At 60.7% G+C, this 20,913-nt stretch carries 19 protein-coding genes and 1 pseudogene; 11 read left to right on the forward strand and 9 right to left on the reverse strand.

All coding sequences use genetic code 11. The features are described 5' to 3' along the window. Positions 1-31: 31 nt before the first annotated feature. Positions 32-1,675, reverse strand: coding sequence for a caspase family protein (locus tag HZ993_RS22590; protein ID WP_209394945.1), 1,644 nt, complete (start codon positions 1,673-1,675; stop codon positions 32-34). A gap of 178 nt (positions 1,676-1,853) precedes the next feature. Between HZ993_RS22590 and HZ993_RS22595 the strand changes: the two genes are divergently transcribed. Together HZ993_RS22595 and HZ993_RS22600 are read left to right on the forward strand one after the other, a co-directional pair. After that, complete coding sequence (locus HZ993_RS22595; protein ID WP_209394946.1) at positions 1,854-3,389, forward strand: caspase family protein; 1,536 nt, start codon at positions 1,854-1,856, stop codon at positions 3,387-3,389. Positions 3,390-3,401: 12 nt separating this feature from the next. Continuing rightward, on the forward strand, positions 3,402-4,637 hold the full coding sequence (locus HZ993_RS22600) for a FecR domain-containing protein (RefSeq protein ID WP_209394947.1): 1,236 nt from the start codon (positions 3,402-3,404) through the stop codon (positions 4,635-4,637). A 22-nt stretch (positions 4,638-4,659) separates the two neighbouring features. Here HZ993_RS22600 and HZ993_RS22605 read toward each other — a convergent pair whose 3' ends face one another. Continuing rightward, entirely contained in the window at positions 4,660-5,145 is a 486-nt protein-coding gene (locus tag HZ993_RS22605; RefSeq protein ID WP_209394948.1) for a TlpA disulfide reductase family protein, read from the reverse strand. A gap of 48 nt (positions 5,146-5,193) precedes the next feature. Between HZ993_RS22605 and ybaK the strand changes: the two genes are divergently transcribed. Together ybaK and plsY are read left to right on the forward strand one after the other, a co-directional pair. Beyond that, positions 5,194-5,685, forward strand: a complete 492-nt coding sequence (gene ybaK / locus HZ993_RS22610; RefSeq protein WP_209394949.1) for a Cys-tRNA(Pro) deacylase — start codon at positions 5,194-5,196, stop codon at positions 5,683-5,685. A 33-nt stretch (positions 5,686-5,718) separates the two neighbouring features. Then, a complete protein-coding gene (plsY, locus tag HZ993_RS22615; protein WP_209394950.1) occupies positions 5,719-6,360 on the forward strand; it encodes a glycerol-3-phosphate 1-O-acyltransferase PlsY in 642 nt (213 codons plus the stop codon). On the opposite strand, the gene HZ993_RS22620 is transcribed toward plsY, so the two are convergent. From HZ993_RS22620 to HZ993_RS22630, 3 genes are read right to left on the reverse strand one after another with little or no spacing between them, the layout of a single operon-like run. Next, positions 6,357-7,319: an HD-GYP domain-containing protein gene (locus HZ993_RS22620; protein WP_209394951.1), complete on the reverse strand. Its 963-nt coding sequence runs from the start codon at positions 7,317-7,319 to the stop codon at positions 6,357-6,359. The genes plsY and HZ993_RS22620 overlap by 4 nt on opposite strands. A gap of 11 nt (positions 7,320-7,330) precedes the next feature. Further along, complete coding sequence (locus HZ993_RS22625) at positions 7,331-7,984, reverse strand: TIGR02281 family clan AA aspartic protease (protein ID WP_209394952.1); 654 nt, start codon at positions 7,982-7,984, stop codon at positions 7,331-7,333. A 3-nt stretch (positions 7,985-7,987) separates the two neighbouring features. Then, complete coding sequence (locus tag HZ993_RS22630; protein WP_209394953.1) at positions 7,988-8,473, reverse strand: YajQ family cyclic di-GMP-binding protein; 486 nt, start codon at positions 8,471-8,473, stop codon at positions 7,988-7,990. A gap of 82 nt (positions 8,474-8,555) precedes the next feature. Here HZ993_RS22630 and murB point away from each other — a divergent pair, with 82 nt between their 5' ends. From murB to HZ993_RS22660, 6 genes are all read left to right on the forward strand, one after another. Then, a complete protein-coding gene (murB, locus tag HZ993_RS22635) occupies positions 8,556-9,626 on the forward strand; it encodes a UDP-N-acetylmuramate dehydrogenase (protein ID WP_209394954.1) in 1,071 nt (356 codons plus the stop codon). A 122-nt stretch (positions 9,627-9,748) separates the two neighbouring features. After that, positions 9,749-11,023: an alpha/beta fold hydrolase gene (locus HZ993_RS22640; protein WP_209394955.1), complete on the forward strand. Its 1,275-nt coding sequence runs from the start codon at positions 9,749-9,751 to the stop codon at positions 11,021-11,023. A gap of 19 nt (positions 11,024-11,042) precedes the next feature. Beyond that, positions 11,043-11,429: a BlaI/MecI/CopY family transcriptional regulator gene (locus HZ993_RS22645; protein WP_209394956.1), complete on the forward strand. Its 387-nt coding sequence runs from the start codon at positions 11,043-11,045 to the stop codon at positions 11,427-11,429. A gap of 2 nt (positions 11,430-11,431) precedes the next feature. Next, positions 11,432-13,015, forward strand: a complete 1,584-nt coding sequence (locus HZ993_RS22650) for a M56 family metallopeptidase (RefSeq protein WP_209394957.1) — start codon at positions 11,432-11,434, stop codon at positions 13,013-13,015. Between the two features lie 41 nt (positions 13,016-13,056). Then, on the forward strand, positions 13,057-14,007 hold the full coding sequence (locus HZ993_RS22655) for a complex I NDUFA9 subunit family protein (protein ID WP_209394958.1): 951 nt from the start codon (positions 13,057-13,059) through the stop codon (positions 14,005-14,007). A gap of 30 nt (positions 14,008-14,037) precedes the next feature. Continuing rightward, positions 14,038-15,087: a Fic family protein gene (locus HZ993_RS22660; RefSeq protein WP_209394959.1), complete on the forward strand. Its 1,050-nt coding sequence runs from the start codon at positions 14,038-14,040 to the stop codon at positions 15,085-15,087. 71 nt (positions 15,088-15,158) lie between these two features. Here the strand turns inward: HZ993_RS22660 and HZ993_RS22665 are convergent, their stop codons facing one another. Beyond that, entirely contained in the window at positions 15,159-15,503 is a 345-nt protein-coding gene (locus HZ993_RS22665) for a DUF962 domain-containing protein (protein ID WP_209394960.1), read from the reverse strand. A 118-nt stretch (positions 15,504-15,621) separates the two neighbouring features. On the opposite strand from HZ993_RS22665, the gene HZ993_RS22670 reads away from it, so the two are divergent. Further along, complete coding sequence (locus tag HZ993_RS22670; RefSeq protein WP_245213731.1) at positions 15,622-16,440, forward strand: alpha/beta fold hydrolase; 819 nt, start codon at positions 15,622-15,624, stop codon at positions 16,438-16,440. A 171-nt stretch (positions 16,441-16,611) separates the two neighbouring features. Here the strand turns inward: HZ993_RS22670 and HZ993_RS22675 are convergent. From HZ993_RS22675 to HZ993_RS22685, 3 genes and pseudogenes are all read right to left on the reverse strand, one after another. Next, positions 16,612-17,109 (reverse strand): annotated as a pseudogene (locus HZ993_RS22675) (restriction endonuclease); the annotation flags it as partial. Beyond that, entirely contained in the window at positions 17,106-17,573 is a 468-nt protein-coding gene (locus HZ993_RS22680) for a hypothetical protein (RefSeq protein ID WP_209394962.1), read from the reverse strand. The pseudogene HZ993_RS22675 and the gene HZ993_RS22680, both read right to left, overlap by 4 nt. Beyond that, positions 17,570-20,890, reverse strand: coding sequence for a site-specific DNA-methyltransferase (locus HZ993_RS22685; protein WP_209394963.1), 3,321 nt, complete (start codon positions 20,888-20,890; stop codon positions 17,570-17,572). The genes HZ993_RS22680 and HZ993_RS22685 overlap by 4 nt, the downstream gene beginning before the upstream one ends. Between the last annotated feature and the right edge of the window lie 23 nt (positions 20,891-20,913).

The following is a 20,913-nucleotide window of genomic DNA, read 5'->3' on the forward strand; positions in this document are numbered from 1 at the left end:
ATAAAAAGTGTAGTTTTTCGCTGCTGCACCGTCAGCCACCAACCCGCTCCTTGAAGGTCATCTCCATGGTTTCCAGTTCGGGCCCGCCCCAGCGGCGTCGCACCTCGCGTTTCATTTTGATGGGGAAGCCCCAGCTGGGCAACATCCAGCGCGTCAATTTGACAAAGGTTCCCTCATGTGAGAACTCTTCCAGTTCCACGCGGTAGGCTTTGAAATTGCCTGCGGGAACGGACACTTCTTCCAGTGCCGCGACGCGGGCTGTGCCATGCACCACCTGGGGGATTCCGGAAGTTTGGCCCGAAGCTGCGGTCTGGTGTAAACGGTAGTTCCAGCGTTTGCCGACGGTGTACTCACTTGCCGGCAATTCCAGACGGGGTGGGTCCATCCGCGAAATGTAGCGGTTTCGAATGCCCGCGCCTTCCCGCGTATAAAGGTCTTGGCCATGGTTGACTTCGACCGTGTCTTCGTTGACCTTGGTGACTTGCATCAATCCAAAGCGGTTGGTTTTAGTCAGTTCGTCCCGCACGGTGAAGTAGTGCTTGTCGCCCATGCGGAACCTGTCGCGTCCGGACACCTGGACCATGCCATCTTTGTCGGCAACATGGGTGATGCGCGCGTGTTCCAGTCGTTCCAGCGCGGCGCTGGCCAGTTCGCTGATACTGCCGCTCGGATAGCGCAGCAGGTAGTCATAAAAATCGTCCGGATTGCGGCTGTTGGCTATGCGGTCCCAGTCCGCCTTTTCACGTTTGAAAGCCTGTTCAGCTGCATCTTGCTTGGAAAGCTTGGCAATGGCCTTGGCTTCTTCCATGGCACGCTCATAGTCTAATTTTCGTCCACTATCGGCCTGATCCAAACCTTGGGGGGCCAGCGCTACTGCCTCAGCGCGCGTTGGTTGCGGCTTGCGCAGCTGCTCCAGGTCTTCTGACCTAAAGGTGTGTTTGACACCGTCGTTGAAAACGAAATCCTCTTCCAGGCTGGTGCTCTCCCACGGCACCTGCCGGCCTTTGCTGCTTTGCCGAACCTGCAGCCGAACGCGCTTGAATACATCTTCTATCTTGGAGGCCGGACGGGTTAGCTCCCGCAGCAGGAATCCGGTGTACAGGCCGTTGGTGCCCATGGCGCCATCTTCCGCCACATTGCCCGGTGCGGTGGCGTAGGCCAGGAATGTGCCGGGTGGTGCATCCATCTGGGCCAGACCTTTTGCGCCTGTGGTGGCAGAGAACGGGTTGTCCCTGCAGGCGTCCAAAATCACAATATTCATGCGGCTTCCGGCGGTCTTGAAGGTCTGCAACACAACGTCCAGGTCCACGGCTTGGCTTGGAACCTCGGAGGCGTTGGCTAATGTGGCGTTCACCGGAACCATGTAGTTACGCCAGTCCATCTGCAGACCATGACCTGCGTAGTACAGCACGCCAACGCCGGACTTGGCGCGCAGGCCGTCACCCATGGATTGGATGGCTTCCAGCATCTGGGTGCGTGAACCGTTGTTGATCTGGATCACGGAAAAACCCAGCCGCTTCAGCGCAGCGGCCATCGCCGTTGCATCGTTTGCCGGGTTGTCCAGCGCGGCAGCGCCCGCGTAGGCGGAATTGCCGATGACCAAAGCCACGCGTATGTCGAGCGGTGCCACTGCCGATGCCGAAAAACTGCACAAGGCTGCAACGGCAAATGCCAACCGCAGGAGTTTGGGAATTGGCTTGGGTGGGCGCGCGCTGCGCTGTAGGTGACAGGCGGGTGTAGGCATAGGTTGTGACCACATGTGCGCCAGTATGGCATGCCTTTTTGTGGGGGGCTTCGAGAGACTTGCTGTTAAATTGCGGCCATACATACACTTTTTCAGGGCGGCGGTACAGATGAAACCGGTCATTGCGTTCTTCAGGATTTGCCGTCTGCCGATGCTCTTTGGTGGCTTGCTGACGGTGGCTGCCGCGGCGCAGGCGCCCGTTGATCTGCGCATGGCACTGGTTATTGGCAACTCGCAATACCCCGGCAACTCCCTGGTGAACCCCGCTAACGACGCAAAGGCCATGGGAGCGTCGCTACGCAGCCTGGGCTTTTCGGTGGTCGAGTTGCGGGACGCCCCCAAGCACCAGATGGAGGCCGCCGTTTCCAGCATGCGTGATGCGCTGAAGGACAAAAACGGCATTGGCATGCTGTATTACGCGGGGCACGGTCTGCAGATGGACTGGCGCAACTACATGGTTCCCGTGGATGCCAAGCCGACCAAGGCTTCCGAGGTTGCTGCGCAGAGTGTGGATGTGGGTGCGGTAATAGACGCGTTCAAGTTCGCAGGCAACCGCATGAACATTGTGGTGCTGGACGCCTGCCGGGACAACCCGTTTACGGATGCAGTGGTGAACAAGGGGCTGGCCCCCATGGATGCGCCGGCGGGCACTTTTTTGGCCTATGCGACGGCACCCGGCAATGTGGCGGATGACGGTGATGCAACCGGTGGCAACGGGCTCTATACCCGGTATCTGCTGCAGGAGCTGACCAAACCGGTTGCGCGGATTGAAGACGTTTTCAAGCGTGTGCGCCTCAGTGTGCGACAGCAAAGCAAGGGCCGGCAAATCCCATGGGAAAGCACCAGTCTGGAGGAAGATTTTTACTTCAACGACGGCAGGATAGTGCAACCGGCCAAGCCCAGCGAAGCCGAACTCGTCCGTGCTTTTTCTGTGGAGAAGCAGGACTGGGCCCGCATCAGCGATTCCAAAAATGTGACCGACTTTTTTGACTACTTGCAGAAGTACCCGAAGGGGTTTTTGAGCGAACAGGCACAGTTCAAGCTGGACCAACTGCAAAAGGCCCAGCTAACGGTGTCCGCGGACAAGCATGGTGTGAAGCAGTTGCCCAGCGGAAGCCGCCGGTTCCAGTTGGGGGATGAAATGGTCTGGGAAATAACCGATGGATTCACCAAGGAGCGTCGCCGTTATACACAGAAGGTCACCTACGCCGACGACGACAGAGTGGAGATGAATGGCGGCGATGTCCTGACGGATCAGATGGGCGGGGTCAAGAAAAATCGCAGTGGCATGAAGATGGACCCCGCCTTGTCGCTGGCTCCGGCAGACATTGCCCTGGGCAAGACCTGGCGCATGGCCGGCACCAGCGAGTGGCCCGACGGCCGGCGTGGAGAAAATTTCTCCGATCTCAAGGTTGTGGCATTGGAAGAAATCGCAGCACTGGGACGCATGGTCAAGTCCTACAAGGTGCGGCAAACGGGGTATATCCAGTATCCCCGGTATGTCGTTTTTGTGGACATGACGTATTGGATTGACCCCAGTGCCATGCGCGTGATCCGCAACGACAGAATGGTTCGTTCGGGTGGAAAGATTGTCGAATACGACAGCGCAGTGATGGTTGATGCCAATTCTGCCGCACAACAGTAGAGGATTACCTTCGTGACATTGACACATCGCATCCATGTATTGCTTTGGATTGTGGCCCAGTCACTCTTGGCCTGCCATGCCCAAGCGGCCGACGCCAGCAAAAGTTTTGCGCAGGTGTGGCGCATCACCGGCAGCGTGAGCGCTACGGCGGTGGAGCCGACCCTGACCCGTGGGCTCCGCGCGGGCGACACCGTTTATGTGGGGGAGCAGCTACAAGCCGCGGCCAATGGTGAGGCCGTCTTGCGTATGGAAGACGGTGGCTACCTGGCGGTGCGCCCGGGTGCCCAGTTTCGGGTCGAAGATTTTGCTGCAGACAAAAGCGCTACCGACCGACTCTCCGTGCACTTGGTGCAAGGCGGTCTGCGCTTTATCACCGGATGGGTTGCCAAGCTCAACCCCAAAGGCTACCGAGTGCGCACGCCGTCTGCCACCATCGGCGTGCGGGGTACAGACCACGAGACCTATTTTTTGACCGACCCCTTGGCGCAGGCCTGGTCACAAAGGGCAGGCACCTACGACAAGGTGACTTCCGGCCAGACCTATCTGGAGACGCCAGACGGCAGTGTGGATATCGCACCGGGTCAGGTGGGCTTTGTACGTGCGCCGCCCGTTGCCAAAACACGGGCGCTCATCACACTGCTGTTACCCGTGGTGCTGGACAAGGTGCCGGAGTTTTTTGTGCCCGGTCAGTTTGACGGCGAGCTGGACCAGCTTTCACCGGCAGTGGCAAGCGAAGCGGTTTCCGTCGCCACCGCTGCGGGGGTAGGCGCTCAGCCAGCCGCTGGACCCCTGGTGGCAGCACCGGCGCAGCCCGTGCCAGCCAGATTGACCGACGGCCGCTGCAATGCGCAGGCTGTAGCCCAAACCTGGTTGGCCCAACTGGATGGCGCCATGGCCCGCAGGAACGCGCCAGGCGTTTTGGCACTGTTTGCCGCAGATGTGGAGATTCGTGCGGTGGTTGCCGACGGATCGGGTGGCACCAGGACCGTCAGTTTGGGTCGGGACGAGTTTGCTGCCGGCGCAGTGGCCGCGCTAAAAAACCTCAGTGACTACAGCCAGCGCCGCCTGTCGGTTGCCGGTATGGTGCAGGCGGTCGACCCCTGTGAGACCGTGTCCGTTACATCTTTGGTCCTGGAGCAGGGCACGCAAAGTGGCAAGCCCTACCGTTTTGAGACGGTCGAGGAGTACCGCCTGGTAGAAGTGAAGGGCCAGTGGCTGGCCACCAAAGCGCTGACACGTCAACCTTGACGCGCGGGAGGTGCAGGGGTGTTCAGGGCATCACCTCGGCCACGCCGTCCCATGCCTCGGGCGCCAGGCGCCCTTCGTACCGGGCAATCACTTTGCCCTTGGCATCCACCAGCAAGGTCAGCGGTAGTTTGGCTGGCGGGGCTTGCCCGTTGTCCTGGCGTACAGAGATCAGTCCTTTGGATGGCATCAGGGTTTTGCCCTGGATGCGTTCATAGGCCAGCCAGTCCTCGGCTTTCTTGTCTACGTTGACGGTAACCAGCGCAAAGGGCTTGTCGCGCCAGCCGTTCAGGTTGGTGCGCAACTCGGGCAGGCTGTCCCGGCAAACCGCGCAGGACGTGGACCAGTAGAAGACGATGGCCACCTTGCCGCGGATGCGGTCTGCATTGAACTTCTCACCGTTGCTGCCCGTGGCGCTCAGGTTCAGCGGGGGCGGTGCAGTTTGTGCAGGTGCCAGGGCTGGAGTGCAGCAGGCAAGCAAGGCGATAAGGCTGGGAATCAGGATGTTCATGGGCGTTGGTCGTGGCAAACGTCGATTCATTACAGGGAAAATACTGCCATGGCCAAAAAAGATCATGTTTCCGAAACGCCCGCCACCCAGATGCTCAAGGCGCACAAGATTACCTTCACCGAGCACCCCTACGAATACCTGGAGCACGGCGGCGCTCAGCACAGCGCGCAGGTGCTGGGTTTTGACCCCTTTGCCGTCGTCAAAACCCTGGTCATGCAGGACCAGGATGCCAAGCCGCTACTGGTGCTGATGCATGGCAACCGCAAGGTGTCCACCAAAAACCTGGCCCGGCAAATCGGTGCCAAATCGGTGGAGCCCTGTGCCCCGGAGGTGGCCAACCGGCACAGCGGTTATCTGGTGGGCGGCACGTCCCCCTTTGGTACGCGCCGCGACATGCCGGTGTACATCGAAGAGAGCATCCTGGCCCTGCCAAAAATCCTGATCAACGGGGGGCGGCGGGGCTACCTGGTAGGGATTTCGCCTAGCGTTTGTGTGCAGTTGCTGGCGGCAAAGCAGGTACAGTGCGCACTGGCTGACTGACAGCCCCGACCGTCATATTCAGGAGAACTGGTTTTGGATTCCCTTCGCGCTTTGTATCCCTTGTTTGCCGTTATTGCCGCTTATCTGGTGGGCTCTTTGTCGTTTGCCGTCATCGTGAGCCGCAGCATGGGCCTGAACGACCCGCGCACCTATGGCAGCAAAAACCCCGGAGCTACCAATGTGCTGCGCTCTGGCTCCAAGGCTGCAGCCATCGTTACCCTGTTGCTGGATGCGTTCAAGGGCTGGTTGCCCGTGATGCTGGTGAAGTGGTTTGGCCAGCCCTACGGACTGGGCGACGGCACGGTGGCCATGGTGGGCCTGGCAGCATTTCTGGGCCATCTGTTCCCGGTGTTCTTCCGGTTTGTGGGCGGCAAGGGTGTAGCAACCGCCTTGGGCGTGCTGCTGGCCACCAGCTGGATACTGGGCCTGGCCACCGGCGCCACCTGGCTCATCGTTGCCTACTTTTTCCGCTACTCGTCCCTGGCATCCCTGGTGGCGGCAGTGTTTGCGCCGGTGTATTACGTCTTTGGGGGTGGGGTGGTCTGGCCCATGGATAAGAGCATTGCGTTGTCGACCGTGGTCATGTCTGCACTACTGGTCTGGCGCCATGCTGAAAACATCTCGCGCCTGATCAAGGGCACCGAATCCAAGCTGGGCAGTAAGAAGAAGGGCTAGGACTGTTGCGCGGCGAAGGCGCCTAGGCGCAGCATCTGGAAGTGGTTTAGACGTGCCCGCACCGCGGATGCAGGTAGCGCCGTCTTGATTTTGGAGCCCTTGTTGGTCGCCGTGTTGTGCAAGCGGGGGCTGTGCACCATCTCACCGGCCGGGTTGGCGATGATGGCTACATAGGGGTGGTTGTGCTGGGCACTGCGGCGCAGCACCACAGCCGTTTCATCGTTGTCCATGCGCACATAGGTGCCAGGCGGGCACAGGCCCACGGCGCGCACCAGGGCGTGGCCTATTTCGTCGGTTTTGGCCGATGCATTGGCTATCAGCGCGCGGGCAGACTCTGTGGCCGTGCGGCCCGCACGCGACATCCGCGGGCTGATCATGGCCGCATAACGGTCTACTATTTTGAGTATGCGGGTCAGGCGAACTACGGGCGGGGCCGAGCGCAGATCGGCCTTGTCAATGGCCGCGTCGTGGTGGGCCGACACAATGTCCAACCAATGGGCATCGGTTACCCCCAGATTACCCAGCATCAATGCCCCCTTTGCGGCGTGCAAACGGATGGCATCCTGTTGTTCTGGCGTGGGTTTTTCCACCTGCGTGGCCAGCGCATCCTGCATGGCTGTCATGCCAATATTCATGGTCAGCGCGGCATGCACCAGGCTGTCGCGTTCGGCTTTGGCAATGCCTAGTTCGATAGTTATCAAATGGCTCAGCACCGCACACACCAGTGCGTGGGATGCGCTGTAACCTACCGGCGAATTGCCTGCAAGCTGGAACAGCAGGTATAGGCCCACATCGGGGTCACGCTGCAGCAGGCTTTGCATCCACCGGTCGTACTGCAAAACCCGGTGGCCAAATTCCTGGGTACTGGCCGGGCTGCCCAGAATCACACCCAGACCCGACTCCAGGTCTGACCACAGTGCCAGCAGGTCTTCGTATTCGTTTTCGCTCTGGATGCTCACAGCGTGCAATCCTAGTAGCGTCTTTCCAGCACCATCTGGTCATTGGCGCGGGTCATCTGGAAGCGGGTCAGAAAAGTATTGCCCAGCAGCACATAGGGCATGGAGCCGGCCGACACCGCGGCCTCCACCCCATGCACCACCACATCCCCCACCCGCACCGAGTTGAGCTTGATCACCCAGCCCTGAATGACACCATTGGCCGTGCTCATTTGTATGGGTTGCCCCGACTTGTATTCGATGCCCAGGCGCTGGGCCTCGGCCACACTCATGGCCACCGAGGTGGCACCGGTGTCCACCACCATCTGGGTGGATTTGCCATTGATCTGGCCCAGTGCAAAGAAGTGCCCCCCACCACCTGCGGTAAGCACAATACGGTTGCCGCTGGGGGCTGCGCTGCCAGCACTGCTGCCCACACTGGCAGGTGCATCACCCACGCGCAGGGTGTGGCGCTTGCCATCAATCTCGATCACCGCTTCGTCACCCTGGGTCGAAACGATCTTCACACCCTTGTGGCTTTCGCCAGCGGCCACGGCTTTGGGTGCGCCACCGTCCACAATCACCAGTGCCTTGCCGCCCAGCATGCCCGACAGGCCCACCGACTGGGCCCAAGCGGCTTGGCTTATGCAGCAGGTCAGGGTGAGCGAGAGCAGGGCGGCGGGTTTCATGTATCAGTCGCGGAAGTTGTTGAAGCTCAGCGGCAGATCGGCAATGTCCTTGCGGATCAGCGCCATGGCGGCCTGCAGATCATCGCGCTTGGCGCCGGTGAACCGCACGGCATCGCCCTGGATGGCGGCCGTCACCTTGATCTTGCTGTCCTTGATGAGGCGCTGGATTTTTTTTGACACCTCGGTCTCAATGCCATTGCGCACCTTGATGACCACCTTCACCTTGTCGCCGCCCATTTTCTGCACATCACCCTTGTCCAGAAAACGCACGTCCACTTCCTGCTTGGTGAGCTTGTTGCGCAGTACGTCTTCAATCTGGTCCAGCTGGAATTCGGCGTCGCCAATGAGCGTGATTTCCTTGTCTTTGAGGCTGATGGCGGCTGATGTGCCTTTGAAGTCAAAACGTGTGGTGATTTCCTTGGTGGTGTTGTCCACCCCGTTCTTGACTTTGGAGAGTTCTGCTTCGCAGACGGTATCAAAAGAAGGCATGTTGGTTCTAGGTAAAAAAAGTTGGTGTGCAAGTCGCAGGGCACCCGGGAATGGCCCATTGCGTGGATGCGACAATCCTGCCATGTTAGTCGAGAAAAACGTCCCACTCCAGCCCTTTAACACCTTCCATATCGTGGCCAAGGCTCTCGCTTTGGTGCGCGTCAGTGGTGAGGAAGATGTGCAGGCGCTGCTGGCCGACCCAGAGTGGGCTGCTCAACCCAAGTTTGTGCTGGGCGGGGGCAGTAATCTGGTGCTGACGGGTGATGTCAAACCGCTGGTGCTGAAGGTCGAAATCATGGGCCGCCGCCTGGTAGGTGAAACTGCGCGGCACTTTGTGGTGGAAGCCGGGGCCGGTGAGGCCTGGCACGATTTTGTGGCCTGGACGCTGGAGCAAGGCTACACGGGGCTAGAAAACATGGCGCTGATACCCGGCACCGTGGGCGCATCACCGGTTCAAAACATTGGGGCCTATGGCGTGGAGCTGCAGGACCGTTTCGAATCCTTGGACGCCTTGGACCTGCAGACCGGCCAGGTGTTCACGCTGAACGCCGCCCAATGCGCCTTTGGATACCGCGATTCGGTGTTCAAACATGGCGGCACCGTGACCAGCGGTGGCCAACAAACCCTGGGCCTGAAAGACCGTGCGCTGATCCTGCGTGTGCGTTTTGCGCTGCCCAAGGTCTGGAAGCCGGTGCTGGGTTATGCCGATATCGAGAAAAAAATGGCCGAGCATGGCGTCACCGAGCCCACGGCGCAGCAGATTTTTGACTGGGTGTGTGCCATACGCCGCGCCAAGCTGCCTGACCCGGCGGTTATTGGCAATGCGGGTAGTTTCTTCAAGAACCCCCAGGTATCACCCGAGCAATGCGCCGACATCATTGCCCGCGAGCCCCGGGTTGTGCACTACCACCTGGCCGATGGCTCTATCAAGTTGGCGGCAGGCTGGTTGATTGATTCGTGCGGCTGGAAGGGCAAGTCCGTAGGCCAGGCCGGGGTGTACGAAAAACAAGCCCTGGTGTTGGTGAACCGCGGTGCAGGCTCGGACGGCAATGGCGCCACCGGTGGCGAGGTGATGACGCTGGCCAAAGCCATCCAGACCAGCGTGTACGAGCGTTTTGGCATTCTGCTGGAGCCGGAGCCGGTGGTGCTGTAACCGGACGGCAGGTTGTGGGTTTAGACCTGGCGGGTCGCAGGGGGTTGTTGTTACTTATGTAGCATGCTACACTTGCAGCATGCTACATAAGTAGCAATCACTTTCAACCCTATTCGCCCGCCATGAAACGCTTTCTGCCCCCATTACTGCTCGGTTTGTCCTTCTTGCTGGGTGCGCCCGGCACTTCCATCGCCCAAGAGTCCGATACCTTTGTCCACGTCGCCCAAGGCAAACTCCATGTTGTTCAGGCCGGTGAAGGCCCCTACACCGTAGTTTTTGAAGCCGGTTTTGTCAGCGACCTGCGAGTCTGGAACAAGGTAGCCCCGGCGGTTGCCAAAAATGCACGCATCCTGGCCTATTCGCGCGCCGGGGTGGGCAAGTCGCCGGACCGTGGTCAAACCCTGAACCTGGTGCAGCATGCCGAAGAACTGCAGCAGCTCTTTGCCGCCGCCAAAGTCAAAACCCCCGTCATTCTGGTAGGCCACTCCTACGGCGGTTTTGTGGTGCGGCAATTTGCGGCGACCTATCCGAGCTTGGTGGCTGGTTTGGTCATGGTTGACCCGGCCCAGGAAACGCTGGAAGTGGAGCTCAAGAAGCTCGATGCCAGCAAGGTCGAAGAAGACCAAAAACGCCTGGCCAGCCTGGCACCGCCCTCCGCCAAAGCCGACCTGGCCTTGGTGGAGGCCATCTTTGCACAGGCCAAGCTGCCAAACACAGCCACCTTGCCCGATGTGCCCACTGTTGTGCTGACCTCGGTACAACCCACACGCAACAACCCGTTTTTTCAGGAAACGGCCCCCGCCTTGTTGGTCAAGCGTGATCTACACGCCCAGTTTGCCCGCCAGTTCTCGAACAGCACTCACACGGTCACCAGCCGCAGCAGCCACCATATTCAGTCGGATGAGCCCCATCTGGTGGTCGCCGCCATCCAACAGGTCATCACCAGCCTGACGGTGGAAGCAGAAAAACAAGCCCGCCAGAAAGCCAAACAGTTGGCACGCCAAGCGGTGATGGCGTCGCTGGAAAAGGCGGGTGCCGAGTTGCAGGCCAACCAGGCCCAGGCGGCCAAAGACACGGTGCACGCGGCGCTCAAGGCCTCCGCGTTTTCCGAGGCTGAGATCAACCAACTGGGCTTTGACGTGCTGGGCAAAGCCAAACAGCCCGTGTTGGCAGAGCTGGTGCTGGGCTTTAACGTGATCCAGTTCCCGCAGTCGGACAATGCCTATGACAGCCATGGCGAAGCCTTGCTGGAACTGCGCCGCCCGCTGGACGCCAAAGCGCAGTTCCTGAAAGCCGTAGAGCTAGGCAAGGCCAACTCACAACGTAGCCCCAAGGCACTGCGCGGTTTTGAGGAGAATCTGCAAAAGGCAGAGGCGGCCATCAAGGCGACGCCCTAAACAGAACAAGGACCTACCTATGGAAAAAGTCAGTATCGAAGACCTGCCCTGGCGCGAGCGCCAGGTGATGGACGTGGTCTACCGCCTGAACGAGGCGACCGCCACCCAGATTCAGGAACAACTGGAAGAGCCCCCCAGCAACTCCGCCATCCGCGCCATGCTCAGTCGGCTGGAGGAAAAGGGTGTGTTGACCCACCGGGAGGATGGCCAGCGCTACCTGTACAAAGCCGTTCAGGCAAAGAAAAAGGTGGCGGATTCTGCGTTGAAGAAATTGGTAGGCGTCTTTTTTAACGACTCGCCCACCTCGGCCGCCACCGCTTTGTTGGGCATGTCGGGCAAGCTCAGCGCGCAAGAGATAGACCAGTTGCAAGCCCTGATCGACAAGGCCAAACAAGAGGGGCGTTAGCCATGAACCCCGCGTCGCAGCCGTGGACGGTGCTGGACCTGATCAGCGTGGTGAGCAAGAGCAGCGTGGTGCTGCTGGTCTTGTTGTTGGTCTTGGCCGTGTTGCGCCACCAGTCCGCCGCGCGCCGTGTGGTCGCAGCCCAGTTGGGCCTGGCTGCGCTGCTGGCTTTGCCCTTGGTCTGGAGCCTGTTGCCCAGTGCCACGGTGGCATTGCCGCTGGCCTGGTCCGCCGTGACCGATGCACCTCTGGTATTGCCAGATTTGCCGGGCCTTGCTGTGTTGGCCGCGCCGCCTTCGGGCGATGATGCGGATGGCATGTCTGTGCCCTTCGTGCTGGTGTGGGTGTATGCGGTGGTGGTAGGTTTGTTACTGCTGCAGTGGGGTATTGCCACTTTGCGTTTGGCGCGCTTGAAACAGGCACAGTCGGGTGTGGCGACAGACCCAGGTTTACATCCAGCACACCAGCGCTGGCTGGCCACACTGGAGCAATTGCGCGCAGCATTTGGCATCCAACGCCCGGTCCAACTGCTGGTGTCGGACCAGGTGCGCGCACCCGTCAGTTGGGGCGTGTTGCGCCCGGTCATATTGGTCGACACGGTCACGGTGCAGAACATTGCGCCCGATGACGTCTTACGCCACGAGCTGGCCCATATCGCCCGGTTGGACTGGCTGAGCCTGATGCTGGCGCGCATGGTGGTGGCCCTGTATTGGTTTCACCCTCTGGCCTGGCTGATGCTGCGGCAGCTGCAGTTCAACATGGAATGCGCCACCGATGACGCGGTGATAAAAACTGGGGGAGTGCCCTCGGCCTACGCCAAAACCTTGATCACCATCTCGCAGTTGGCGCACCGCCCCGAGCGCTGGGTCACACCACTGGCAGCCCAAGGCAAGACCTTAGCCACCCGCATCATGGCCATTCTGGAGCCCCATCGCCAACGCCAGCCGGTCAGCCCGCGCAGTTGGATGTTGGGAGTTGTCGCCACCCTGGCCATAACCCTGCCGCTGGGCAGCGTAGCGCTGGTTGGTGAGCAATACCGTTGGCCCGACACGCTGTTCGCCCAGCCCAACCAGCTTGCAAACGGCGCAGGCCAAACGGCAGCCGATGAACTGGACAAACTGGGCAACCCCAACTACACCGCACTGGCCCGCGCCTTGCGATTGGGCGACTTTGAACAACGCCACGCCCTTGGCAGCGAATCGTTCAAACAGCGCGCCGCCATCGCCCCCTTGGTCTTGGCCCTACACGATGCGAATGCCTCCACCCGCCGTCTGGCGATGTGGGGATTAGGGGAAATGCGCTTTGCCGAAACCGGCCCGGTCATCGCGGGCATGCTGAAAGACCCCGAGCCCCTGGTGCGCGCCGAGGCTGCACGTGCTTTGGCCGAACTGCAGAACCGCGCCTGGACGTTTCACATCACGCCCTTGCTGCAAGATACCCAGCCCGTGGTGCGCGCCAACGCCGCACATGCGCTGGGTGACCTGGCTGACCCGCGCAGCTTGCCGGCGTTGTACCAGGCTTTGCAGGACAAGGATGAAAAAGTGCTGTCGGAGGTGCGGTGGGCGATCCGCGAAGTGCAGGGCGGGTAGGGCGAATAGGCAGACCGTCGTGGTGCGCGTACAGTACCCCCATGCAATCAATTCTTGTGTTGGGTGGGACTGGCTTTGTCGGTACCCAGGTTTGTAGACAACTGGTGCGCCAGGGCCTGAGTGTGACGCTGCCCACGCGGCGCGGCGGCAACGCGCGCCACCTGCAGCATCTGCCCGGTGTGACCGTGCTGGAGATGGACGTGCACGACGAAGCCGCGCTGGCCCGTGCCGCCGCTGGCCACGACGCCATGGTTAACCTGATCGCCATCCTGCACGGCAACGCCGCCGCTTTTGACAAGGCCCATGTGGTGCTGCCCCAAAAACTGGCCCGGGTCTGCCAAGCACAGGCCATTGGCAAACTGGTGCATGTGAGCGCGCTCGGCGCCAACGATGCCCGGCCGGGTCAGGCCCCATCGGAATACCTGCGCAGCAAAGGCCGTGGAGAAGCCGTGTTGCACCGCGCCGCCGCTGAATCTGCCTTGGATCTGACCGTGCTGCGCCCCAGCGTGATTTTTGGCGCGCAAGACCAGTTTCTGAACCTCTTTGCCCGCCTGCAGGCCGTCTTCCCGGTCATGCCGTTGGCTGGTGCCCATGCGCGGTTTCAGCCCGTGTGGGTGGACGATGTGGCCGCGGCCATTGTGTGCAGTTTGCAGCGCAGCGTGTTGCGCCAAGCCTCGGGAGGGGCCGTGCGCGTCGTAGAGGCCTGCGGCCCCGATGTGTACACCCTGAAAGAACTGGTGCAAATGGCGGGCCAGTTCAGCGGCGCCAATGGCGGGCGCGGCCGGCCGGTGATTGCCCTGCCCGATGCCTTGGGTCGCTTGCAAGCCCTGCTGATGGAGTTTGCCCCCGGCCCCACGCTGATGAGCCGCGACAACCTGGATTCGATGAAGGTGGACAACATTGCCACCGGGCTGGTGCCGGGGCTGCAGGCGCTGGGCATTTCACCTGCGCATTTGGAGCCGATTGCACGGGAGTATTTGCGTCGGGCTTAAATGGGTGTAATTGGGTGTACTATTGGTTGCATGCTGCGCACCGAGTCCCTGCAAATCACCCCCGAAGTCTTGCGCCTCATCGCCCGAATTGATGAATTTAAGGGCGCCTGGCGAGCGCTGGGCACCCTGGCCCCGGAGCGCCTATCAGCCCTGCGCAGAGTCGCCACCATTGAAAGCATAGGCTCATCCACGCGCATTGAGGGCAGCAAGCTATCTGACCGCGAAGTGGAGAAACTGCTCTCCAACTTGGAGATCAAGACCTTTGAGACCCGCGACGAGCAAGAAGTGGCGGGTTATGCCGAGCTGATGGATTTGGTGTTCAGCGCGTGGCAAGACATCCCGTTTAACGAAAACCACATCAAGCAGTTGCACCAGACGTTATTGCGCCATAGCGAAAAGGACCAGCGGCACCGGGGTCAGTACAAGACCCATTCCAACAGCGTGGCCGCCTTCGACGAAAACGGCACCCAGATTGGCATTGTTTTTGAGACGGCTACCCCGTTCGACACGCCGCGTCTGATGAAGGAGTTGGTTAACTGGGTCTCGCAGGAACGCGACAGCGCGCAACTACACCCCCTGCTGATCATTTCAGTTTTTGTTGTGGTTTTTCTGGAAATTCACCCATTCCAGGATGGCAATGGACGCTTGAGCCGTGTGCTGACCACCCTGTTGTTGCTGCAGGCAGGCTACGCCTATGTGCCCTACAGCTCGCTGGAAAGCGTGATCGAAGTCAACAAAGAGGCCTATTACCTGGCGCTGCGCCAGACGCAGGGCAGCATTCGCACCGCGACGCCCAATTGGCAACCGTGGCTGGTGTTCTTCTTGCGGTCACTGGCTGAGCAGGTGCGCAGACTGGAGAAGAAGGTCGAGCGCGAAAGGATCGTGCTGGCGACCCTGCCGGAACTGTCCCTGCAAATCATGGAATTCACACGCGAACACGGCCGCATCACGATGGCGGGCGCGGTAAAGCTGACCGGGGCGAACCGCAACACGCTCAAACAGCATTTCAGGGCCTTGGTGGAACAGGGGCACCTGCAGACACAAGGTCAGGGTAGGGGGGCGTGGTATGGATTGGCTTGAACACACATGCTGTCTGGCAACCCTGCGCTACGGTCATCCGCATGGCCTTGGGCCACTATCAAAAGCGTCGGTTAGAGCACCTTGACCTTGCCCATCCACATGTCCTTGTACATGACCCAATCGCCCAAAAAGCTGTACAGCGGGCGTTTGAAGGAGGCCGGCTTGTTTTTCTCAAACCCAAAGTGCCCGATCCAGGCGCAGGCATAACCGCAGAACAGGCCCAGCAGCAGGTACAGCGGGTTGCCGGTGGCAACCATGAAACCCACGCACACCAGGCCCAGGCTGGAGCCCAAGAAGTGCAGGCGGCGGCAGGCCAGGTTGCTGTGCTCGCCCAGGTAGAAGGGGTAGAACTCGGCGAAGCTGGACATTTGTTTGATGTCTGCCTGCGGGGCGGTGGTTGTTTGGGTGGTGTCCATGGCTGTCTCCTTGTTATGCCGCCATTTTGACGCGGTTATTGGGCGGCGCACGGCTTGCGGCCTACCCAGTAACGCGGGCTATACACTTTTCGGGCATAAAACAAAGGGAGGCACGGACGTGACCCAGACAACAACCAAGATGGCGGTCCAAGGCACCGAAGTTCTCATCGAAGGCCAGGGGGAAGAGGCCATCGTCTGCATCCACGGCTGGCCCGACACCCACCGCCTGTGGGACCGCACCGTGCAGGCCCTGCAGGGGCGCTATCGCTGCGTGCGCTTCACGCTGCCGGGCTTTGAAGGCCCGCCACCGCAGGGCCAGAGGGCGCTGACGCTGGCCGAGCTGACCGCGCGCCTGCTGGCCATTGTGGGTGCCGTGAGCCCGGGGCAGCCTGTAACCCTGCTGCTGCACGACTGGGGCTGCGTGTTCGGCTATGAGCTGGCCGCCCGCCACCCCGAGCGCGTGGCCCGCATCGTGGCGGTGGACATTGGCGATGCACGCTCACCAAGATTCCTGAAAACCCTGGGCGCCAAGCCAAAACTGATGATCGTTTTCTACCAATTCTGGCTAGCCAAATGCTGGGTGCTAGGCCGCTTCTTCAGCGCCCGCTTTGCCGACTACTGGACCCGCATGATGGCGCGCCTGCTGGGCAGCCCCACGCCGCAGGCCAGCATCCACTGGTACATGAACTACCCCTACGCCATGACCTGGCTGCGCCTGGGTGGCGGCCTGGGTGGTCTGGCACCGTTTGCGCCGCATTGCCCCATGCTGTACGTGTATGGCCAGCGCAAACCCTTCATGTTCCATTCGCAGGCTTGGGTGGACGAACTCAACGCCAAACCCTGCAGCCGCGCCGTGGGGCTGCCCACTGGCCACTGGGTCATGGTGGAGCAGCCGCAGGCGTATGAATCGGAGTTGCTGGGGTGGTTGGGGAGGTAGAAGGCCGCCTCGTGTGCTTTGCAGCTACTATGTTTTTGATAGCTGCTTGCGCTCATTCCACGGGGGCTAGAGGCCGATTTGGCTTCAGTGAATCCGTCAAATCGGGTTGCAAATCCACTGGACACGCTGTTCAAGCCTGCTTTAATACCGGCGCCTAGTATTAAACAAAACTTTGCTTGGGTAGGTGACGGCGTTGAGTACCTGCCAGGTGATGAGCTTGGCCATCACCGCAGTCTTGCCCGAGCCGGTGGCCATCTTGTTGCACACCCGCTCGAACGGGCCGCCGTCGCCCTGTAGGAACACTCCTTGGCGGTAGGAGGCCGTTGCCTCTACCCACCAGATCTGTGTCTCCACCGCCTCCAGCTGGCAGTAGTAGAAGGAATTGGTGCGCACCCCAGCCGTTTGGTCGCGCCAGTGCTCCAGCAGCTGGCGCGTGATGGTCGTTACGCCGGGATAGTCATCGGCACGCCAGGCATCGACACGGTTGCGGATCTCGTTGACCTGCTCCAACACCTCCACGCGCCGCGTGTTGTTGCGAACGTCGTAGATCTCGTAGCTGGCCGGCCGGCGGCCCTCGATCAGCGCCAGGGTGCCGTCGTTCTGCTGCTGCCAATGGCGCTTCGGAACGACGAAGGGCGAGTTGATGATGACGTTGCCGGGGCGCTTCATGCAGCCCCCTTCGGAGCGGTTGCCTGCGGCGGGGGGCACAGGGCCCGCAGTTCATCAAAGTCGCCGATGGCCCTAGCGGAAATCTCGGCCCAGGCCCGCGCGAAGGCGGGGCGCCGCAGGTTCGACTCGATGCCATCCTTCCACAGCACCCAGGTATCCGCCCTGATGCGGCCCTGCTTGTGCAAGAACACCTGCTGGTTGCACAGGTCAAAGTAGCGATAGAACACGGGTAGAACATTGGCCACGTCCTTCGCGCTCATCTCCAAGCCGAGCAGTGCGTCCAGCGGCAGATCCTTGGCGATGTCACGGTACTCGTCCACCAGCCCGTCCTCGAAGCTGGTCACGCTCTGCTGCTCCAGCAGGCGCAACTGGCGGACAGCTGCCCAGGCGCCGAAGGCGGTGAAGACGGCGGCGATAGCGGTGGCGACGTTGGACGCGCCTTGAAGGAGGTCGGCGACGCTCATACCACACCCTTCACCAACGGCAGGATTTTCAGTGATTCGATGCCGCGGTCATCGACGATCTTCACCGCGGCTTTGCCGTGCTTGCTGGCCTCGAAGGGCAGCGACACGGTGCCGTGGAACTGGTCGAGCAGAGACTCGTCCAGCTCTGCGCGGATGGTCTTTTTCAGCTTCTTCCAGCCCTCGTCCTTGCCGGCCATGGGGAAGAACACCTGATGCGGGAACAGGCTGCGGCCATCGTAGTCGGTGTCCAGGCTCCACATGGCGATCTTGCCCTTGCCGCCCGAGATCAGCTCGCCCTTGGCGGTGTCGAAGTAGTCGAAGCCGTTGACCTCCACCTGCCACAGGCCGTCGGCCGTCTGCGTCAGCGCCACGTCGGGCTGACCCATCAGCCAGAAACTCTGGTTGCTGCTGCGGCCCTTCTTCAGATCCTCTGTCAGCAGGTCGGTGTTCATCTGCGCCTTTAGTAGCGTTACACCGGCCCAGCGGGTTTCGTCAATATCCTTGGCGGCTTCGGGATCGAAGGTGAAAGCGCAGAAGACGACGAACTTTGCCTTAGGTCGAAGTGCTTCCGCCTCGTTAAGTGCGTGCTCCACCTGACGCTGCTCCAGCGCACCATGCTCGGGGCCGAAGCTCACCACCACCCGCTCGCCCGTATCGGCCAGCGTGCCAGTGGCATGCAGGCAGATGGTGCCGGCCATCACATCGAGTTCCGCAAACTCCAGCTTCTGGCCGCCCTTGCCGCGGATGCCGGTTTTCAGCAGTTCATCGCGCCACTGCTGTTGGCGGTTGCTTTCGCCGCTGCGGGCGATGCTGGTCTGGTAGGCCTGGTCTTCGGTGGGGGTTGCCGATGCGCCGCCCTCGGCGGCCTCCAGGCTCAGCACGGTCGGGAAGGGCACGGCCTCGACCGTGAACGGGCCGGTGATGCGCAGCTTGGTCTTGCTCTTATCGGGCTGGTCGTACAGCGTCTCATTCTCTGCGCTGGCGGCAATGGAGCGGTCCATCTCCGTCTGCATGCGCTGGCGGGCGGCATGAAATGCGTCGAAAGGTTCGCGCAGCGCGGGCGGCCAACCCGGGGGCAGCTCACCCTCGCCGCCCGGGAACGGCATCTCCCACTCGTGCAGCGCCACGCTGTTCGCGCCGAGCTTGAGCTTCTGTCCCTTGCGCACACCTTCGGTCACGGTCAGGTGATCCAGTGGCGTGTGTTTCGCGAATGCAGCGTTCAATGTCGCTAGTGCGTCTTCAATGGCAGGGTGCTGTCGCTCGTAGATCGCGTCGATGTCCGCGTTGTTGGCGATCGACTTCAACATGACGTGCGGCACCGTCTTGTAGATGAAGCCGCCCTTCAATCCCTCGTGCGGGTAGGCCAATTCGAAGTAGTCGTAGCTGGCGGTCATCAGGCGCTGCTTGGCCAGCGTGAGCGCGACGCGGGAGGTATCGCAGGTGATCCAGCGGCGGCCCCATTTCTCTGCTACAGATGCTGTTGAACCAGATCCGCACGTTGGGTCGAGCACCAAATCGCCCGGATCGGTAGTCATCAGCATGCACCGCTCGATGACTCGCGCAGCGGTTTGCACGACGTATGCCTTGTCCTCGGATCTACTTGAGAAGCGAACATCTGTCCAGAAGTTGGAGATGGGGCGTACCGGGAAGTCGTCGAGAAATCTGACGTAGCTAAGCATTCGCCCTCGGAGCTCAATGCGAGCTGCGCGAATGAGACGCTCGAAGCCGACTACGCCCGTCTTCCAATAGCCAGACAACGGCACAAAATCGGTACCTTGGAAGGGCACTGGAAAGCTTCCTGGCGGGCGCTGGGAAACGATGTTGTCTTGTCGGTAGCGAACTGCGTCTGCAGGTAGGGCTATTGAGCCCTCCAACTCTTCAGCAGTCATCAGTCGGCGACGGAAGTCCGGCAACTCCAAGCGGCTGTATTCGGAGAAACCTGCATCCTCATCGTCCTTCACTAACCACAGCTTTCGATACTTAAGCTGACTCTTCGACTTTGCGTACCACACCAGATAGTCACAGACGTTAGGCAGGGTATCTGCCTCTTGTGCACTGGTCTTAACCACTGTCACGACGCTAACGAAGTTCTCCTCGCCGAAGACCTCCTGAAGCAGGCTTCGGATGAGGTGAAGGTTTTCTTCTGAGATTTGAACAAAGACGCTACCGCTTTCACTGAGCAGCTCTCGCGCGACCAACAACCGGTCTCGTAAGTAAGTGAGGTAGGAGTGGATGCCCAACTCCCATGTGTCCCGGAACGCCTTGATCATTTCGGGCTCTTGGGTCAGATCGGCATCGCTCTTGTCCTTGACGTCGCGCTTGCCCACGAACGGCTGGAAGTTACTGCCGTACTTGATGCCATAAGGCGGGTCGATGTAGACCATCTGCACCTGCCCGGCCATACCTTCCTTCACCAGCAGGCTGTTCATCACCTGCAGGCTGTCACCGCTGACCAAGCGGTTGGCCCAGCCCTTGTCGTGGCGGTAGAAGTCCACCGCGTCGCGCAGTGGCAGGTTCTCGAACGGCGCTTCGAACAGACTAGCCTGGCGCAGCTTGGCCTCATTTGCAGGCTTCGCGTTCTTCTCGCCAGGGCCGCCCTTGCGCACTGCCGACAGGATGCTCATCGGGTCGATGCGCTCGTGCACGTGCAGGCTGACGGTGTCCACCTCGAAGCTTGTGCGCTCAGCCTTGCCCGCCCATTGCAAGTAGGGTGCTCCACGGCGCTGTATCTGCTCCAGCACGGCCTTCATCACTGCGGGGTCGTTTGAATCCAGTGCGTCGGCAACCTGGTTCTCTAGCTCTGACCGGCTGGAGTCAAAGTTCAGCACCGGGTCCAGGTGAGGGTTGTAGACCCATTCCTTCTTCGGTTGCTGCGGGTCGCTAGCCTCGTTGACCAGACCTACCTCCGGGTTGTTCTTGCGCTTATCCGTATGTCGATAGCTTAAAACCTGGGCGGAATCATCGGCCGACTGGGCCGTGGGCTTTCGTTTGGCCGTTGGGCTGCCTGCGGCCTTTTTGGGCTTCGCTTCTGTGAGTTCCGAAGGTGCGCTGGTGCCGAGTTCAAACGCACCAGCGTCCGGCGCGGACACTGCCGTACGGAAAGTGGAGCCACCACGCCCCTTGCCACGCGATACGAGGCCGGTTTCTAGTAAGCGATTGCGCGTGTCCTGAAATGCCGCGTCGTTGGCGGGCAGGCCTATAGCCTGCATTGCGTTAATCCACCGTTGCGCCAATGTGCTGTTGCCTACGGCGCTACCGTCCAGGGGCAACTGGTCAATCAATAGTTGTTCTGACGGGTCGAGATCTACTTGCGCCATTGGGCCTCCACTGGACGAATTTC

Source organism: Rhodoferax sp. AJA081-3, from assembly GCF_017798165.1.
In the GTDB taxonomy this organism is placed as follows: domain Bacteria; phylum Pseudomonadota; class Gammaproteobacteria; order Burkholderiales; family Burkholderiaceae_C; genus Allorhodoferax.

Coding starts and splice junctions, on each gene's coding strand:
- HZ993_RS22655 (WP_209394958.1), top strand. CDS start 13,057: ATGCAATCAATTCTTGTGTTGGGTGGGACTGGCTTTGTCGGTACCCAG.
- HZ993_RS22665 (WP_209394960.1), bottom strand. CDS start 15,503: ATGGACACCACCCAAACAACCACCGCCCCGCAGGCAGACATCAAACAA.
- HZ993_RS22650 (WP_209394957.1), top strand. CDS start 11,432: ATGAACCCCGCGTCGCAGCCGTGGACGGTGCTGGACCTGATCAGCGTG.
- HZ993_RS22625 (WP_209394952.1), bottom strand. CDS start 7,984: ATGAAACCCGCCGCCCTGCTCTCGCTCACCCTGACCTGCTGCATAAGC.
- HZ993_RS22595 (WP_209394946.1), top strand. CDS start 1,854: ATGAAACCGGTCATTGCGTTCTTCAGGATTTGCCGTCTGCCGATGCTC.
- HZ993_RS22645 (WP_209394956.1), top strand. CDS start 11,043: ATGGAAAAAGTCAGTATCGAAGACCTGCCCTGGCGCGAGCGCCAGGTG.
- HZ993_RS22660 (WP_209394959.1), top strand. CDS start 14,038: ATGCTGCGCACCGAGTCCCTGCAAATCACCCCCGAAGTCTTGCGCCTC.
- HZ993_RS22605 (WP_209394948.1), bottom strand. CDS start 5,145: ATGAACATCCTGATTCCCAGCCTTATCGCCTTGCTTGCCTGCTGCACT.
- HZ993_RS22640 (WP_209394955.1), top strand. CDS start 9,749: ATGAAACGCTTTCTGCCCCCATTACTGCTCGGTTTGTCCTTCTTGCTG.
- HZ993_RS22680 (WP_209394962.1), bottom strand. CDS start 17,573: ATGAGCGTCGCCGACCTCCTTCAAGGCGCGTCCAACGTCGCCACCGCT.
- murB (WP_209394954.1), top strand. CDS start 8,556: ATGTTAGTCGAGAAAAACGTCCCACTCCAGCCCTTTAACACCTTCCAT.
- ybaK (WP_209394949.1), top strand. CDS start 5,194: ATGGCCAAAAAAGATCATGTTTCCGAAACGCCCGCCACCCAGATGCTC.
- HZ993_RS22630 (WP_209394953.1), bottom strand. CDS start 8,473: ATGCCTTCTTTTGATACCGTCTGCGAAGCAGAACTCTCCAAAGTCAAG.
- HZ993_RS22685 (WP_209394963.1), bottom strand. CDS start 20,890: ATGGCGCAAGTAGATCTCGACCCGTCAGAACAACTATTGATTGACCAG.